Source organism: Bradyrhizobium sp. SZCCHNS3016 (assembly GCF_032484535.1).
GTDB lineage: Bacteria > Pseudomonadota > Alphaproteobacteria > Rhizobiales > Xanthobacteraceae > Bradyrhizobium.
Genome location: NZ_JAUETE010000025.1, coordinates 48,255 through 63,350, shown reverse-complemented (window position 1 = coordinate 63,350; position 15,096 = coordinate 48,255). Strand labels below are relative to the sequence as shown.

Sequence of the window (15,096 nt, the reverse complement as noted above, 5' to 3'; positions counted from 1 at the left end):
GCAGAGGCGCTTGACGAGCTGCTGTCACGAATGAAAACACTTGGTGTTGCGACCACCGCTTGAGCCCGCCTCCCGGCCTTCCCTGCGCAACGGTTTTCCGGCTTATACGTGCTCTCCTCGGGGACCGGGCTTTGTTGCCCCCGTCGCCGGCCGATCATCATCTCAGCCGGCTTGACCTCAGCATCGGGAGGCCAGGACCACACGATTTCGCCGGCGCGTCCTGCCGTTCGTCCGCACGGCAACACCATGCTGCGGCAGAGCTGCGCCCATCGCATCCCGCCTCCACGTTCGTGACGATCGCGAAGCGCCCCTCATGGCGAGGCGGGATGGGCACAGTGTTTCATAGATTCCGAAAAAGCGAAAGGGAAATCTGGCCTGCGTTTGACTGACACCGGCGAACGCATTGAGAGCGTTGCCGGAAAAAATCTCCGGCGTGAGTCCGTGAGAGGCTGATCCGATGTCGCGGCTGCGACTCGCCGCGCGAATCCACGCCCTTTGAGTCGCCCGACGGGCAAGTTCCGTTGCTCGGGAGATCGTTCCGGGCATGGCGACACGACAGTTGCGTCCGTCCTTCGAACGCCACGGAACGGCCCGTGCGCGCAGGGTCAGCTCGAAATGAGTTCGCCGGATCGCGCCGGTCCAGCTCGTCAGGGCAGGCGGATCTCGGTTTTGCCATCGGGCCCGATGAGCGTCAGAACACCGGACGCGCCCTCGCCATTGGCGAGATATTGATAGCTGTCGAGGGCATTTGCGTGGGGAATGCCGAGGAGTCCGGCAAGCTCCGACAATCGGTCTTCGGCGAACATGAATGGCTTGGCGGCGGACGACGCAACGACGCCTGCAGCAGCCAGCCGAAGTTCGGCGACGACCGTTCTGATGCAGGCTCGCGATCGGCGTGCCGGATGCAAGAATGCGTGATCCCCGCGGGAGAGCTTTTGCACCCACGAGGGTTGGACGCAATTCGGCTCGAATCGTCACGGAGTTGGCGGGGTATGAGCAGATTCTGGAAATGCGCCGGCGTGACGGCATTGCTGTGCGTCGGCTTCATGTTCGTCAACAACACCAGCTTGCTGGTGTCGAAGACTGCTGGACAGGCGATCGTTCTGGCTCATCGCGGTTTGTCGCAGCAATTCGATCGCACCGGCCTGGCTTCTGACACCTGCACCGCGGCGCGGATGCTGCCGCCGACGCATGAGTATCTCGAGAACACCATCGCCTCCATGCGCGCCAGCTTTCTGGCCGGCGCCGATATCGTGGAATTCGACGTGCACCCAACCACCGATGGCCAGCTCGCGGTGTTCCATGACTGGACGCTCGACTGTCGCACCGATGGCAAGGGCGTCACGCGCGCGCATGCGATGACGGCGTTGCGGCAGCTCGACATCGGTTATGGCTACACTGCCGATGGCGGCCGCACCTTTCCATTCCGCGGCAAGGGCGTCGGCCTGATGCCGTCGCTGGACGAGGTGCTTGCAGCCTTTCCGGACAAGTCTTTCCTGATCAACGTCAAGAGCAATGATCCGGCGGAAGGCCGGCTGCTTGCCGCGGCACTTGCACCGATCGACGCTGCGCAACGCGGGCGGCTGATGGTGTATGGTGGCGATGCGCCGATCGCGGCGCTCAGGGCGGCGCAGCCGGAGCTGAAGGTGATGTCGCGCGGCATGCTGAAGAGCTGCCTGCTGCGATATATCGGATATGGCTCGACGGGGCTGGTGCCGTCCGCATGCCGGAACATGATGGTGCTGGTCCCGGTCAATGTCGCGCCGTGGCTCTGGGGCTGGCCAGACCGTTTCCTCGAGCGCATGGCACAAGGAGGAAGCAGCGTCTTCGTGGTCGGTGCCTATCATGGCGAGACATTCTCCACCGGACTGGATTCGCCGGACGACATCGCCCGGTTGCCCAAGAACTTCGCTGGGGGCGTGATGACGGACGAGATCGAAACGGTGGCGCCGCTCCTGAAGCGCGCTCCGCAAGGAGATCAATCGAGCCGGCCGTAACCGCGCAGCATGGGAAGGAGACCCGGGCGCGTCTGTGACGCGTCCGGGTCCGTTGTCGTCAGTGCAGGGTGGCGCCTCGCAGCGTCTCCTCCTGCGCCGCGATCCAGGCGATCACGGCCTCGGAGAAGCCGTCGACCCGCGTCCAGGGTCCGTAACCGACCCCGTGCTGGTACGACGCCACGTTGACCATGGTCCCGCGCGCCTTGGGCGACGGCACCGCATCGTGGCTCTGCTCGTCGGTGAAGACGATCAGGCGGTCTCCCTTGCGGTCGATCTCGCCGACCGCACGGCCGAGATAGGTCCCGGAATGCGGCTGCGACCCGAGGATCGCATCGCGCAGCGCAAAGCCACGGCGCGGCGGCACCTTCACGACCTTGTCGCTGAACGTGAAGATCTCCACCTCGTCGCAGACCTCGCGGGCGAGGATCGCGAGCCCGCACGCAGCCTCCGCGCGCGTCATCTCTGACTGCGCGGACAGCTTCGCGAACATCGATCCCGAGACGTCGATCAGGAGCCGGGTGCGACCTGTCAGCCGCGCGTAGCCCTTGATCGCGCCCAGCATCGCCTGCTCGAGCTCGGGCTCGAAGTCCGGCGCATGCCGCGCCGCCGTGATGAACCGATACGGCAGGATCCTGTCCGTCCGCATCGTCTCGATCGCGGCCGCGATGGTTGCCCGCGGCACCCCGACCTCTCGCATCAGGCGCAGGTTGCGCAACAGCGCCAGCGCTCCGAGCCGCTTCTCGGCGAGCAGCCGCTCGAAGCTCGCGCGCTTGTCCGCGCCCTTCGACAGCGCGACCTCCCAGGTGTCGGGCGAGGGCAGCTCGCTTGCGGCGAGCTGCTTCCACACCGCCTCCTGGGCGGCATCCCTGGGCTTGGCGTGCACCAGGAACAGGACGTCGCGGAGCCGCACCGGTCCCTCGCGGTCATACTTTGCGAGCTGATAGGCGTCGAACTTCGTGAACGCCTTCGCCAGCCCCTTCTTGACCTGCGCCGACACCGGCTGCCGCCTGCGCTGCTGCTGCGGACCCAGCGAGTCCGCCCAGTAGATCGCGAGCAGCTCGGTCATCTCGTCCGGCCGCTGGATGATGCGCGCCAGCGTCTCGGCGACCAGCGCACGGTGCTCCGGCAGCCGCGCCATCTCGCGGGCGACGAGCAGCGGCGCGTGCCGCAGCTTCATCTCCTCGCGCGCACGGACCGCGAGCTGCGCCGCCTCGCGCGGCGCGACCTGCGGCACCAGCGCCTTGATGCGCTCGGCGACCGACACACCGTCCTCGTAGAACTGGTCCTCCCACAGCAGGCAGCTCAGCAGCGTACGCTGCAGTGCCTGCTCTGGCGCGAGCTGCCGGGACGGCGCACCCTCATGGGTGAAGGCGCGCAGGAACTTGTTGAGCCTGACCATGATGGCCTCCTCTTGGGTTGATGATGGATGGAATAGGGTGCCGGGGAATAAGCGAGGCTGACTTGCCATTGCTGGCAGCCACGTGCTCGCTCCGACGAGCTTCGAACTTGGCTGAAGATCAGCCTGGCATTCGTGAGGAGTCGAACCCCCGACCTCGTGGCCCCGAAGTAACCGCGCTCTTCGCCACCGGCGATGACACGCCATCTCCCGAGCGAGAGATAGCGTGTCAGGCTGGACCACGCGTCGGGAACGGGCGAATGCTGAGTTCCGCTCCACTCGCGTGGACCGGATAGTGCTCTGCCGCTGACCTACCGGCGCATAGAACGCCGGATGGGATTCGGACCCACTACCTCTCGATTGGCATCGAAGTATCAGCAATCTTCACCACGGCGCGTGGGTAGGCGGCCTCGTACATGGTCTGAGCGCGCTCCGGGGCCTCATGGTTCGAGACCCACCGTACGCGGCGCTCCTCACCATGAGGGTCAAGATCTCGTCACGAATTCGTCCTGAGGAGCACGCCGCAGGCACGCGTCTAAGGACGACTGCAGGAAAAATCACGAGCTGGGAACAGGCAATGGCTGAGACCCGGTCCACTGGCTGAAGCGAGGACGCACGTTGCGGCACTGCTGAAGATGAAGCCTGGAGTCAGGATCCGCGAAGCCGATGCCTACTATCGCATGTGGTGTTTCTCACCGTCTTATCGCGAGAAGATGCGGAAGGCGCTTCAAATGGCGAGGGCTTCCGCAATAATCTGCAAGGCCCACAATATTACGATTGCGCGGCGCGTACGCGGAATGCTTTCGGCTGCAAGTTGCGCCGAGCACCCATCGCGATGGAGCATCGGCGAACGCAGCGGTAATACTATCAAAGACGTCTCGCGCACGTCCGGCATCTACAACGATGAGAAATGGATTCAGCGACGTACCGCTCGGCTGATTCAATCCGTCAAAGGCAAGGACTCTTTCGAGCACAAGAAAGTCACACCCGATCTCCGCACGCTGTATTGCTCCCAACGTGTGTGCCGGTCCCTGACCGCTATCGATGCTGTTGTAAGTGTGGTCGGGTATGGCCCCCGCACGAACGTATTGCTGCGCACATCGAAATGGACTTCGTTGGGGCGGGAATCGCTCAGCGGCAAAGCCAGCGGTTGTCCAATCACGATGGTCGACGTCCGATACTCAAGCGGTGTGGGCGGAACAAACAGATTGCAGCCGAGCACCTGGCCCACCGACATGCCGGACTGGGTAAATATATAGGCCAAAGGGCCCGGCAATGAAAAGAATACGGTCTCCTTGGCCCCGAGGACCACTGCGTTGATCGGCGGCCAGGCTCCCCCCTCCTCACTGCGGACCATCTCGGTGAGTCCCACGACGATCCTCTGCGCTGTAGGTGCCAATGGCCGGTAGGTAATGCCGATCATGTCGCTTGACGGCGCGTTCTGTAGGGCCGTGAATTGAGTGCCGTCGAATTGAAAGATCCGGCCGGGTTGCGCGACCTGCCGCAACACGGGCCGAAGCACCTTGAAGGGTGTGATCGGGGCCGACGATGGAGGCGCGGCAAAGATGCCGAAAGCGCTCTCGAAGGTGACCGTAGTGGCATCAACCAACACGTTCGCGACAGCGATTACTTCACAGACCAGCGTGTTCCGGCCGCCTTCACACTGCCCTCTGACCAAGGCGAGACCGAGGCCGGCTTCGGACAGGTAGTGTTTAGCCTCGGCATTGACCCAGACGATGATCTCGAACGGCTGATTTGGCATCTTCGTTCCGGCCAATTTGGCGCCCGCTAGCGGGCGGGCCGGGCCCTCGCTCGCGAGGGCCCGGCTCACACCATTGATTGCGACCGTGTCTTAGACTAGGTTGTTGACGAGCGCGACCAGAGAGCCCGATTGGACCTCCTGAACCGGCGGCGTTCCGGGCCGGTTGTTGACCTGATAGGTACTAGGGGTCACCATGAGGTCGTACCTCTGCACGGCAGGAGTGAATGCAAACCGGCACCCCGGAGCCGCGGCGTTCGCTTGCACATTGCCAGACGTCAGATTGGTCTGAGCGGCGAACAGCAGCACTTGTTCGATCGGCGTCATCAGGATTGAGGCCTGCGGCGTCAGCGTGAATGCGCAGAACGGCAAGTACTGAGAGCCGCCTGACGGCGTATCAACGAGGCCTGCCAGGCCGACCGTCACCGGCGAAGTGTTTGCTGGCCGACTGTTGAACACGCCGATCGTGTTCGCAGGCACGCTGCCGACGCCACCCGAGGTGAACGAGCCGTCGGCGTTGAAGGTCAGGCTCTGGCCCAATTCGATTGCTGTCGACAGCGCTTGCATCTTGATAATCGTCTGCACGGCGATATCGGCCGAGTTATAGATGTACACCTTGTAAAGCGGACGATAGTCGATCGTCACATCGCCAAACATGGACAGGAATGGAACGGAAAACCAAGTTGGAACACCGACTGTGACCTGCTGAGGTCCTTGCGCCCCCTTGAACCCGACCAGCGTGTAGTTGTTCTCTTGAAGATATTTCAGGACTTCGCGTTGCTCGGCCGACTGGAAGTCGAATCCGACCGAGAATGTGCCCGAACTGCTTTGCGTACTCGCGAGGGACGCCCGCTCGCGGAGCGCCACGCGATTGTTCTGGTAGAAGACCCAAGGTCCGTTCGACTGATGATGGTCGTACTGCATGTTCTGCAGCGCCCACCCCTCGCCGCCGCTCTTGTAATCACCTATAACGTCGTAACGCTCGTTGAGCACGAGGCTCTGCCGTTCCTGAACATCGAACGCCAGGAGCTGCGCGTCATGCCCCGGCGCCTGGTTCAGGCTTCCCTCGTGCGACAGCGCGATTTTTTCGCCGCTCTTTCGGTCATAGAATCTGATCTTAGTAACTTCGGCCATAGTTCGTCTCCCTGTTAGCAGGTCGCGAGCCCCGGGTGAGTACCCCGCTCGCCGCCACTCAACGATAGGAAGAAGATAAATGCATAGCACGCGATAGTTGTTGTGATGGACGCAAGGATTCGATGTTTAACTTGCGCCGCATGCAAGCTAGGGGCGGACACAAGGCTGCTCGTCGCGCCGTGCGTTGTTCAGCGAGCGCTTTCCACGACAGATTTTATGAACGATGTCAGCAGTAGCTGGGAGTCTGGTTTCAAGTAGCCGTAGGCCTCCTGAAACAGCTCGTAGTTAGTGGATTGGATGGCGAATTGAGTTCGGTGCTGATCCATTGTGCCACGGCCGAGCAGCAGCCAGTCTGCGGAGATGTCCAGTTCCTCGCAGAGCGCAATCGCGTTCTGCAGAGACATGTTACCGTCTTCCTTCCAACGCGTGATCGCGCTTTCGTGGACGTTGAGTGCGCGTGCCAGCGCATGCTGCTTTCGGATCCGGCGAGCATCCAGGGCCTCTTTGATCCTCGTTCCCCGCGTAGACATTCGCATCTTCCAGCGGCCGTCGGGCATGGCTTCATCGGCCGTGCGCATACGTCGCAGGCGGCTTCGCTGGTCGAGGCCTGCCCTCGGCGAAGGCCGCAATCAGACGATCTGTGATGGACGCCGATGTGTGATGGACACGCACAACCCCATCAAGCGCCGGAGTATCCCCTGGGCGCGATTAAATAGGTAAACACTTCTTCAGGTTGAATCAAATACCAATTGGACGACGGCTGTAAAGCAGCTCCCGGCCGCGAACGGCCAGGATTCAAAAGCTTGTTCGCGGCGCTGTGCGGCGCCGCAGTTTGCGAGCTCCAAGGAAGCTCGCTCTGTCATCGGTGTCCGGCGTCGCCGCCTCGTTCCCTCCGACAGGCCCCGCGCGCTTGGGCACGCGCATCACCTGCACGAGCTCCGGGATCCGGGTCTCCCGTTCCGGTCCAAGACCGGGACATTTGGTCGTTCGCCGTCCAGCCGGTTCGCGTGAGGGCAACAAAAAACCCTCCGGAGCGGCTGGCTCGGGAGGGTCCGTGTGATGCGGACTGTTGATCTTGCCTCAAGCAAGACCGCTCCCCCGAGCATGGCGTGCGCCATCCACCGGCATGACGCCGTTGGACGTGCGGATGAAGTGTTCGTAGCCGAAGGACATCGTCTCGCTCATGTTTGTCGCGGGCGCAGTCGCTCGCGAGGCCGCGGGACATACGTCGCTTTGTTGGGGCTGTCAACAGCGTGTCTTCGAACTTTTTTGCCGGCTGCGGCGGCCTTGATCTGCAACAACGCGCCGATGCGATGCCGGCGTATTGTCATACTTGGCTCGATTGCAGCGGAAAATGCAGGCGTGTTTGCTATGAACCGGCGGACGGTATTGTTAGGAACGGGGAGCGCAATTGCTGCCGCCTCGCTCGGCGCTGCATCCTGGCGCGCGATCACGGGGACGATGCACGACTATGAGACGTATAGCGCCCGACTGCGCGCGCCGCTGTCGCCCGATATCACTTCGGTGATCCGCTACGCGACGCTTGCAGCCAACAGCCACAACACGCAGCCCTGGCGCTTTCGCGTAGCGCGGGATGCGATCGAGATCATGCCCGATCCGTCACGCCGCACGCCGGTGGTCGATCCGGACGACCATCATCTGTTCGTCAGCCTGGGCTGCGCGGCCGCCAATCTCGCGATCGCCGCGGATGCGAGCGGCCGTCCGGGCGAGCTCAGCAGCGACGGCCGGACGGTGCGGTACAGCTTCACGAACGGCACGGCGCATGACGACGCGCGGCTTGCGGCAATCGTCCGCAGACAGTCGACGCGCGCGGAGTATGACGGACGACCGGTGCCGCCAGGCGATCTCGCCGCGCTGCAGGCCGTATCAGCCATGCCAGGCGTCGATCTCGCGATCATCACGGCTCCCGCCGCGATCGCCGCCATCCGCGATCTCGTCGTCGCCGGCAATGATGCGCAGATGCGCGATGCGGCGTTCATGCGCGAACTGAAGATCTGGCTGCGGTTCAATCCGCGCAGCGCGATCGAGACCGGCGACGGGCTGTTCGCGGCTGCCAGCGGCAACCCGTCATTGCCGACCGCGCTCGGTGGCCTCGCCTTCGATCGGCTCTTCAATGCCGCATCGGAGAACGACAAATACGCGCGGCAGATTCGCTCATCGGCCGGTGTCGCCGTATTCACCGCCGAGCAGGCCGATGCCTCGCATTGGATCAGGGCCGGGCAGGCGTGCCAGCGCTTCGCGCTCGAAGCGACGCGGCTGGGCCTGAAGTTCGCCTTCATCAACCAGCCGGTCGAAGTGGCCGCGTTGCGGCCAGAGCTGGCGCGCGTGGTCGGAACGACACGGCGGCCGGATCTCTTGCTGCGCTTCGGCTACGGGCCGGCGCTGCCCTTCTCGCCGCGGCGACGCGTTGCCGATGTGCTGAGTTCATGAGTCGTTCCTGTCAATCTTGACGGATTTGCGACTCGGTGCATTGCTTCGGCGCATGTTCGAGAACACCCGATTGGCACGCATGAGCGACGGGCATTATTGCCTGGTGCGCGACCTTGGCCTGGTCAAGGGCGGCAAGGGCATGCGCCATCATGAGGTCGTGGTCGATTTCAGCTATCGCGGCATGAAGGTGTTTGCCAAGCAGGGCGCGTCGTCGCTGATGCGCCGGGTCGCGGCGAAGCTCGCGCAGCATGACGCCACGTCGAAGCTGCCGGCGCTGCTGCGCGTGCGTCTGCGCGAGCCGCAGTAGCGTCAGCGCTTCCGAAGCTTACCGCTCTGCGGCGTCGCGATCGGTCGTTTCGGATCGTAGGGGCTGTTCGGATTGACGTCGAGCTCGACGTCGGCGACGCAGTATTGCGGCTGGCGATGGCTGCGCCCCGAATGCCAGCGCCCCTGGCGCAGCTCGACCTCGCTGATGTCAGCGACATCGAAGCACTTCCATTGGCCGCCCGGCGGCAGGCCGCTGCTCGCGCCGCCCGCGAACTGGAACGCGAGCACGCGCTCGCGGCCGGCGGTGTGGCCGAGGATGATCGGGCAGATCGCGCGGGCGAAGCCGCCATACATGCACAGCACCTGCTGGCGCGTGATCATCGCCTGCATGATCAACTGGTAGGTCGGGCTCGGCATGCTGGCTTTCTGCACGATGCAGCAACATAAGACCGTCGGCCGCGTGCGGTTCCGCATCGAACCTTGCAGCGGCGGTTCACGGGCTTAGATTGAGGCCTCAGCGACAAAGCGAGCAAGAGCCACGATGTCCGATCTCTCCAGCTTCCCGATCACCACGCGCTGGCCGGCGCAGCATGCCGACCGCATCCAGCTCTATTCACTGCCGACCCCGAACGGGGTGAAGGTCTCGATCATGCTGGAGGAGACCGGCCTGGCCTACGAGCCGCACACGATCGATTTCGGCAAGGACGACCAGAAGACCCCGGAATTCCTCTCGCTCAATCCGAACGGCAAGATTCCCGCGATCATCGATCCCGACGGTCCCGGCGGCAAGCCGCTCGGGCTGTTCGAATCCGGCGCAATCCTGCAGTACCTTGCCGAGAAGACCGGACAATTCCTGCCGAACGATCCGGCGCGGCGCTGGCAGACCATCCAATGGGTGCATTTCCAGATGGGCGGCATCGGTCCGATGTTCGGGCAGCTCGGCTTCTTCCACAAATTCGCCGGCCGCGAGTACGAGGACAAGCGGCCGTTGCAGCGCTATGTCGCGGAGAGCAGGCGGCTGCTCGGCGTGCTCGACGACAGGCTCGATGGCCGGCAGTGGATCATGGACGCCGACTACACCATTGCCGACATCGCGACGCTCGGCTGGGTGCGCAACCTGATCGGCTTCTACGGCGCGCGCGAGCTCACAGCCTTCGATGAGCTCGCGCATGTTCCGGCCTGGCTCGAGCGCGGGCTGGCGCGGCCGGCAGTACAGCGCGGGCTGGAGATCCCGCAGCGGCCGTGATCGTCAGCGAGGCCGATTTCGAACGTTGCATGGCCGAGCTGCTGTCCGCGCCGGCCACGCCGGGCGACGCCGTGCTGCCGTCCGATAGCGTGATGTGGCGCGTGCATCGCGAGGCCGCGCTGTTTCTCGGCGCAGGCCGCGCGCTGCTGTTGCAGCTCGCCCATCCCTGGGTGGCGGCGGGCGTTGCCGAGCAGTCGAAGGTGTTCGCCGATCCGCTCGGCCGTTTCCACCGCACCTTCGGCATCGTCTACACTATGGTGTTCGGCACGCGCGCGCAGGCGGTTGCCGTGGCGCGGCGGTTGTATCGGCGTCACGCCGCGGTCGACGGCGTCATGCCTGAGACGGTCGGACCCTTCGCCGCCGGCTCGCACTATCGCGCCAACGACGTCGACGCGCTGCGTTGGGTCCATGCCACCCTGGTCGAGACTGCGATGATGTCCTACGGCCTGTTGTGTCCGCCGCTCGGCGATGACGAGCGCGAGCAATATTGGCGTGAGGCGATGCGCTTCGCCGGTCTGTTCGGGATTCCGCATGAGGTGCTGCCGCCGGACTGGGGGGCTTTCAAGGCCTATGCGGCCGACATGATGGAATCGGAGACGCTGACGGTCAGCACGGCCGCGCGCGACATCGCGCAGCGCATCTTCTCGGGCGAGGCGACCTGGATCGCACCGCCGCGCTGGTTCACGGCGCTGACGGCCGAGATGTTGCCGGAGCGGCTGCGGCTTGCGTTCGCGCTGCCTTATGGCGAGCGCGAACGCCGCAGCGCCGCGCGAGCTCGAGTCTGGTTGCCGCGCGCCTATGCGGTGCTGCCGGAGAGATTGCGCACCGTCGGCCCTTATCAGGAGGCGATGGCGCGCATCGAGGGGACGACGTGTCCGCCGTTCACGCGGCTGCTCAACCGTGTCTGGATCGGACAGCCCAGCATGGGCAGCCCGTTCGAACAGCGTGCAGAACGTGCGCGGAGCGGGACGGTCTGAGCCCGGCGCGCTTGCGGCGCAGACGACGGATCATGGCCGTGGAGCGAGCTTGAGCGTGATGCCGCGAACCTCCTGCGGCGTCGGCGCGCGGCTGCCGCCGGGTTGGCTGATGCTGAGACGGATCGACAGCCGTCCACTCTTGATCGCCTCCTTCGGCACCGGAAGCGCGTAGGTCCCGGCCTCCGCGCCGGCGCGGATCCCGAATGGCGAGATGGTCCCGAGCGGCATCCCGGACGCCGTCGTCACCGTCACCTCCTGGCCTCGCCCCAGTGCGCCCAGGCTGATCTCGACGACTGGAGCGTCGCTCGCATCCAATGGCCGCGGCAGGACCAGATCGATGGCTCTGAACGGCTCCGCCGCCAAGGACGAGGCCGGCCGCAGCACGGCACATAGCAGCACGGCGCAGGCCCGCAGCGCGGCGCGCCTCCCGTTCATGGGCGCAGCGGTCCGACCGAGAGCGCTTTCAGCGTCGGCGCAGTGCCGACGCCGCCCGAGGGCACGACGCGGATGCTCAGGGGCTGGTTGGGCGCGGCCCGCAGGGCGGAGAAGGCCTCGCGCTTCGTCGGCAGCGGCACCGCGAAGGTCGCATCCATGGTCATGGCCATGCCCGGCATCATCGATCCGAAGAAGGCGATGGTGCCTGCATAATATGGGCTGTCAGCCGTGACCTTGGCGACGTTGGCGGGCGCGTTCACCAGGACGTCGAACTCGCGCACGGTCGAATAGCCGCTCGGGCGGGGCAGCGTGATCTGCGCCATCAGCGGCTGCGGCCGCGCTGCCGCCAGATGCGCTTCGAGCGCATCCCCGGGGATCCTCACCGTGCCCACATTGGCCTTGACCGAGCCTTGCTGCGGCTTGGCCTGCGGCGCCGAGGCGACCGCGGGCGGATTGACGATGTCCTCGCCGAAGCCCGGCGCATAGTCGTAGTCGAAGCGATCGGTCGAGATGTAGTCGCCGGCCTTGCTGGGGCCGACATAGCCGCCCTTGCCGTCGGCATAGAACAGGAACGGCTCGTCGGAGAACGTCTTCAGGTCGGCGCCCTGCGGGAGATAGGGCAGCTTGAGCCGCTGCTGCTTGCGCGTCCAGACATCCCAGAGCCGGTCCATGTTCGAATGATGCAGGAAGAAGATCGGGTCGACCGGGGATAGGAAGTTGGTCATGTTGCCGTAGGGGCCGGGATCGAGCGGGCCGACGCCGCCGATGTAGTTGTGGACCTTGTTGTGCGGCAGGCCTTCCAAGGTCGAGAACTTGGTCGCGCCGTTCGGCTGGGTGTTGTGCGAGGCGGTCTTCGAGCTGGTGAAGCTCAGATAATTGTCGACGTTGTAGAAGTCGGTCGGCAGCAGGCCCGCCATGATCACGAAGGGCGAGACGTCGTAGGCGGTCTTGGCGTCGAGCTTCGGATTGTCGCGCGACAGATAGCGTGAGGCGCAGGTGGTCGCGAACGCCTCATTGCCGGAGATGCCGGCATTGGCGGACGATGAGAAGCCGGTGACGTCGTTCCAGAGATCGTCGATCGACTTGTAGCCGCGGATCTCGAGCTGGCCGCGCTGATCCTTCGACAGGCCGTTCCAGTAATCCGTCAGGGCCGGCTTGATGAACGAGGTGAAGACCGCGAGGTTCGCGGTGAATGGCTGATACGCCCTGTCGGTTGGCGTCAGTACGGCGTCGAACATGCCGGCGGGAATCTCCGGCAGCTCGGTCCAGTCCCAATAGGGCAGGGCGAAACTCTCGTCGCCGCTCAGCGCGCGGATCGATTGCTCGAAATAGCCGAGATAGCCGCGATGCCAGACGTAGAACCACCAATTGCCGTGCGGGCAGTCCATCAGGTGGATGAACGCGTTGCGGAACCAGTTCTGCGGATGATTTGCGGGAAGCTGCAGCATGGCGGCGACGCCTTTGGCGTAGCTCGCCAGCATCTTCTGGCCTTCCGCGCTGGTGACGTTGTAGCGGCGATATTTCGCGGCGGCGCGGCTCGGCCTCGGCGAGATGACGGTGCTGGCTGCCGCCATCGCGGCCGTCGCCAGGAATGTCCGGCGGGTCTGTCGCAATCGCATGCTCATCTGAAATGAATCCTGGTTGGAAAAACGCCATGATGCGTTCCCACGATTGCAATCTCAAGTAGCAATTGCGTGTGATGGATGTATGATCCCACCTGAGAGGGTGCCGATGAACGCACTGACGCTGCTGATCATCCGTCATGCCGAGAAGCCTGATGGCGACGCGACAGGTCCGGGCCTGACCCACGAGGGCAAGCCGGATTCGAAGTCGCTGGTCATCTTCGGCTGGGAGCGGGCAGGGGCGTGGACCGCGCTGTTCGGCAGCGGGGTGGGTGGCGCGTCGTATCCGACGCCACAGGCGGTTTATGCCGCCGATCCGGATAGCACCACGGACGACTCCGAGCCGAGCCGGCGGCCGTATGAAACCGTGCTCGAACTGGCCGCGCGCGTCGGCCTCGCCAAGCCGGACACGTCCTTCGCCAAGGGAGAGGAGGCGGCGCTGGTCAATGCCCTCCTGCCGCTCGCGGGCACGGTGCTGGTGGCGTGGGAGCACAAGGCGATCATCTCCGGCATCCTGCCGCGTCTGCCGGTGAGCAATGCCGGCGATCTGCCGACCGATTGGTCCGGCAAGCGCTTCGACGTCGTGCTTCGGTTCGACCGCGTCGGCGGCGGAACCGAATTCAAGTTCACCGAACTCTATCCCTGCCTGATGCCGGGCGATTCCAACCAGCCGCTGAGCGACGATCCGAACGACGCGTGAAGCCACGCCGCGCGTGGCAAATGTTATGAGGCACTCCCTCAGGCCAGCGCGATAGGTTCGCGCTCGCGCGTCTCCTCGACCCAGGCATGGGCGGCGAACCATTCATGGTAGATGCGGCAGTGCGGGCAGTAGGCACGCGAGAAGAACACGGGCATGCGCTGAAAGCGCGCGGCGTCCATTTCCATCCCTGTCTCGATGCTGCGGCCGGTCTGCGGACAACGTACCATGATCTTGCCCATTCGCGGTCTCCTGTTCGTGGGCCAGATACGCCGGGGATGCGAAGAAAATGTAATGCTCAGCCGACAGTTTCGTGGCAAAGGTCGGAGTGAATTCCGACCGCGGAACGAGTGGCGTCCGCCGCATCAAAAGCGGGTGAATCGCACGGCACAATGCACGGCCGTTTGTCGCAACGTGGGACATCCGCCGCGGTCGGACACGATGGTTTGAGGACGCGTGGCATGAGCATCACGATCTACGGAATCAAGAACTGCGACACGATGAAGAAGGCGCGCGCCTGGCTCGACGATCACGGCGTCGCTTACCAATTCCACGACTACAAGACCGCCGGAATCGACAAGGCGACTCTCAAGGCATGGAGCGACGAGCTCGGCTGGGAGGTGCTGCTCAATCGCGCCGGCACGACGTTCAAGAAATTGCCCGACGCGGACAAGGACGGACTCACCGAGAGCAAGGCGATCGCGCTCATGCTGGCGCAGCCTTCGATGATCAAGCGCCCGGTGCTCGATCTCGGTGGCCGCCGCGTGGTGGGCTTCAAGCCGGATCTCTATGCAAAGGACGTGAAGGCCGCGAAGTAGTTGGAGACGATCATCGCTGCGCCGTCTCCCGGGCCGCGCCCGCCGCCTTGCCAGCGCGCGCGTGCAGGAAAATGCCGGTGGTATGAGTTTCTATGTCAGCGGGAAATCGCAGGTGATTTCAACGCAAGGTGCGTCGGCCGCCTTGCGACGCCGTTGCCCAGCTTTCCGCCTTGCCTAACTCCCTCGATTGACGGCATATTCCGGCGCGAAGCGGTCGCGGGTGGCGGCGAGGAATCGTCCAGTCGTCCGGCAGAGCCGCCGTACAGGAAGAAGCGAGGGCCAGGCGCTGAAGGCGCC

General features: G+C 64.3%; 16 protein-coding genes. 7 read left to right on the top strand and 9 right to left on the bottom strand.

What is annotated here, in order from left to right:
* Positions 1 to 647: 647 nt before the first annotated feature.
* Positions 648 to 806, bottom strand: a complete 159-nt coding sequence (locus QW881_RS31100; RefSeq protein WP_315755804.1) for a hypothetical protein — start codon at positions 804 to 806, stop codon at positions 648 to 650.
* A gap of 186 nt (positions 807 to 992) precedes the next feature.
* On the opposite strand from QW881_RS31100, the gene QW881_RS31095 reads away from it, so the two are divergent.
* Positions 993 to 1,997, top strand: a complete 1,005-nt coding sequence (locus QW881_RS31095) for a glycerophosphodiester phosphodiesterase family protein (protein WP_315755803.1) — start codon at positions 993 to 995, stop codon at positions 1,995 to 1,997.
* Between the two features lie 58 nt (positions 1,998 to 2,055).
* On the opposite strand, the gene QW881_RS31090 is transcribed toward QW881_RS31095, so the two are convergent.
* The 4 genes from QW881_RS31090 to QW881_RS31075 all read right to left on the bottom strand — a co-directional run bounded on the left by QW881_RS31090 (position 2,056) and on the right by QW881_RS31075 (position 6,843).
* Entirely contained in the window at positions 2,056 to 3,396 is a 1,341-nt protein-coding gene (locus QW881_RS31090) for a TROVE domain-containing protein (protein ID WP_315755802.1), read from the bottom strand.
* Between the two features lie 937 nt (positions 3,397 to 4,333).
* Positions 4,334 to 5,155 carry a hypothetical protein gene (locus QW881_RS31085; RefSeq protein ID WP_315755801.1) on the bottom strand — a complete coding sequence of 274 codons (822 nt, stop codon included), beginning with the start codon at positions 5,153 to 5,155 and terminating at the stop codon, positions 4,334 to 4,336.
* A 90-nt stretch (positions 5,156 to 5,245) separates the two neighbouring features.
* Positions 5,246 to 6,286 carry a hypothetical protein gene (locus tag QW881_RS31080; protein ID WP_315755800.1) on the bottom strand — a complete coding sequence of 347 codons (1,041 nt, stop codon included), beginning with the start codon at positions 6,284 to 6,286 and terminating at the stop codon, positions 5,246 to 5,248.
* Between the two features lie 188 nt (positions 6,287 to 6,474).
* Positions 6,475 to 6,843, bottom strand: coding sequence for a helix-turn-helix transcriptional regulator (locus QW881_RS31075; RefSeq protein ID WP_315755799.1), 369 nt, complete (start codon positions 6,841 to 6,843; stop codon positions 6,475 to 6,477).
* An 814-nt stretch (positions 6,844 to 7,657) separates the two neighbouring features.
* Between QW881_RS31075 and QW881_RS31070 the strand changes: the two genes are divergently transcribed.
* A complete protein-coding gene (locus QW881_RS31070) occupies positions 7,658 to 8,737 on the top strand; it encodes an Acg family FMN-binding oxidoreductase (RefSeq protein ID WP_315755798.1) in 1,080 nt (359 codons plus the stop codon).
* Between the two features lie 79 nt (positions 8,738 to 8,816).
* Positions 8,817 to 9,044 (top strand): hypothetical protein, encoded by a 228-nt coding sequence (locus tag QW881_RS31065; RefSeq protein ID WP_315739326.1) that lies wholly within the window; start codon positions 8,817 to 8,819, stop codon positions 9,042 to 9,044.
* Between the two features lie 2 nt (positions 9,045 to 9,046).
* Here QW881_RS31065 and QW881_RS31060 read toward each other — a convergent pair whose 3' ends face one another.
* Entirely contained in the window at positions 9,047 to 9,421 is a 375-nt protein-coding gene (locus tag QW881_RS31060; protein WP_315755797.1) for a hypothetical protein, read from the bottom strand.
* A 124-nt stretch (positions 9,422 to 9,545) separates the two neighbouring features.
* Here QW881_RS31060 and QW881_RS31055 point away from each other — a divergent pair, with 124 nt between their 5' ends.
* Both QW881_RS31055 and QW881_RS31050 read left to right on the top strand, forming a co-directional pair.
* Positions 9,546 to 10,250: a glutathione S-transferase N-terminal domain-containing protein gene (locus QW881_RS31055; protein ID WP_315755796.1), complete on the top strand. Its 705-nt coding sequence runs from the start codon at positions 9,546 to 9,548 to the stop codon at positions 10,248 to 10,250.
* Complete coding sequence (locus tag QW881_RS31050) at positions 10,247 to 11,227, top strand: oxygenase MpaB family protein (RefSeq protein ID WP_315755795.1); 981 nt, start codon at positions 10,247 to 10,249, stop codon at positions 11,225 to 11,227. The genes QW881_RS31055 and QW881_RS31050 overlap by 4 nt, the downstream gene beginning before the upstream one ends.
* A 30-nt stretch (positions 11,228 to 11,257) precedes the next feature.
* Here QW881_RS31050 and QW881_RS31045 read toward each other — a convergent pair whose 3' ends face one another.
* Both QW881_RS31045 and QW881_RS31040 read right to left on the bottom strand, forming a co-directional pair.
* Entirely contained in the window at positions 11,258 to 11,662 is a 405-nt protein-coding gene (locus QW881_RS31045) for a hypothetical protein (protein WP_315755794.1), read from the bottom strand.
* Positions 11,659 to 13,287, bottom strand: coding sequence for a tyrosinase family protein (locus tag QW881_RS31040; RefSeq protein WP_315755793.1), 1,629 nt, complete (start codon positions 13,285 to 13,287; stop codon positions 11,659 to 11,661). The genes QW881_RS31045 and QW881_RS31040 overlap by 4 nt, the downstream gene beginning before the upstream one ends.
* A 106-nt stretch (positions 13,288 to 13,393) precedes the next feature.
* On the opposite strand from QW881_RS31040, the gene QW881_RS31035 reads away from it, so the two are divergent.
* Positions 13,394 to 13,984, top strand: a complete 591-nt coding sequence (locus QW881_RS31035) for a histidine phosphatase family protein (protein ID WP_315755792.1) — start codon at positions 13,394 to 13,396, stop codon at positions 13,982 to 13,984.
* A 38-nt stretch (positions 13,985 to 14,022) separates the two neighbouring features.
* Here the strand turns inward: QW881_RS31035 and QW881_RS31030 are convergent, their stop codons facing one another.
* Entirely contained in the window at positions 14,023 to 14,223 is a 201-nt protein-coding gene (locus QW881_RS31030; RefSeq protein WP_315755791.1) for a hypothetical protein, read from the bottom strand.
* A gap of 219 nt (positions 14,224 to 14,442) precedes the next feature.
* Between QW881_RS31030 and QW881_RS31025 the strand changes: the two genes are divergently transcribed.
* Positions 14,443 to 14,799: an ArsC family reductase gene (locus QW881_RS31025; protein ID WP_315755790.1), complete on the top strand. Its 357-nt coding sequence runs from the start codon at positions 14,443 to 14,445 to the stop codon at positions 14,797 to 14,799.
* Positions 14,800 to 15,096 lie beyond the last annotated feature (297 nt).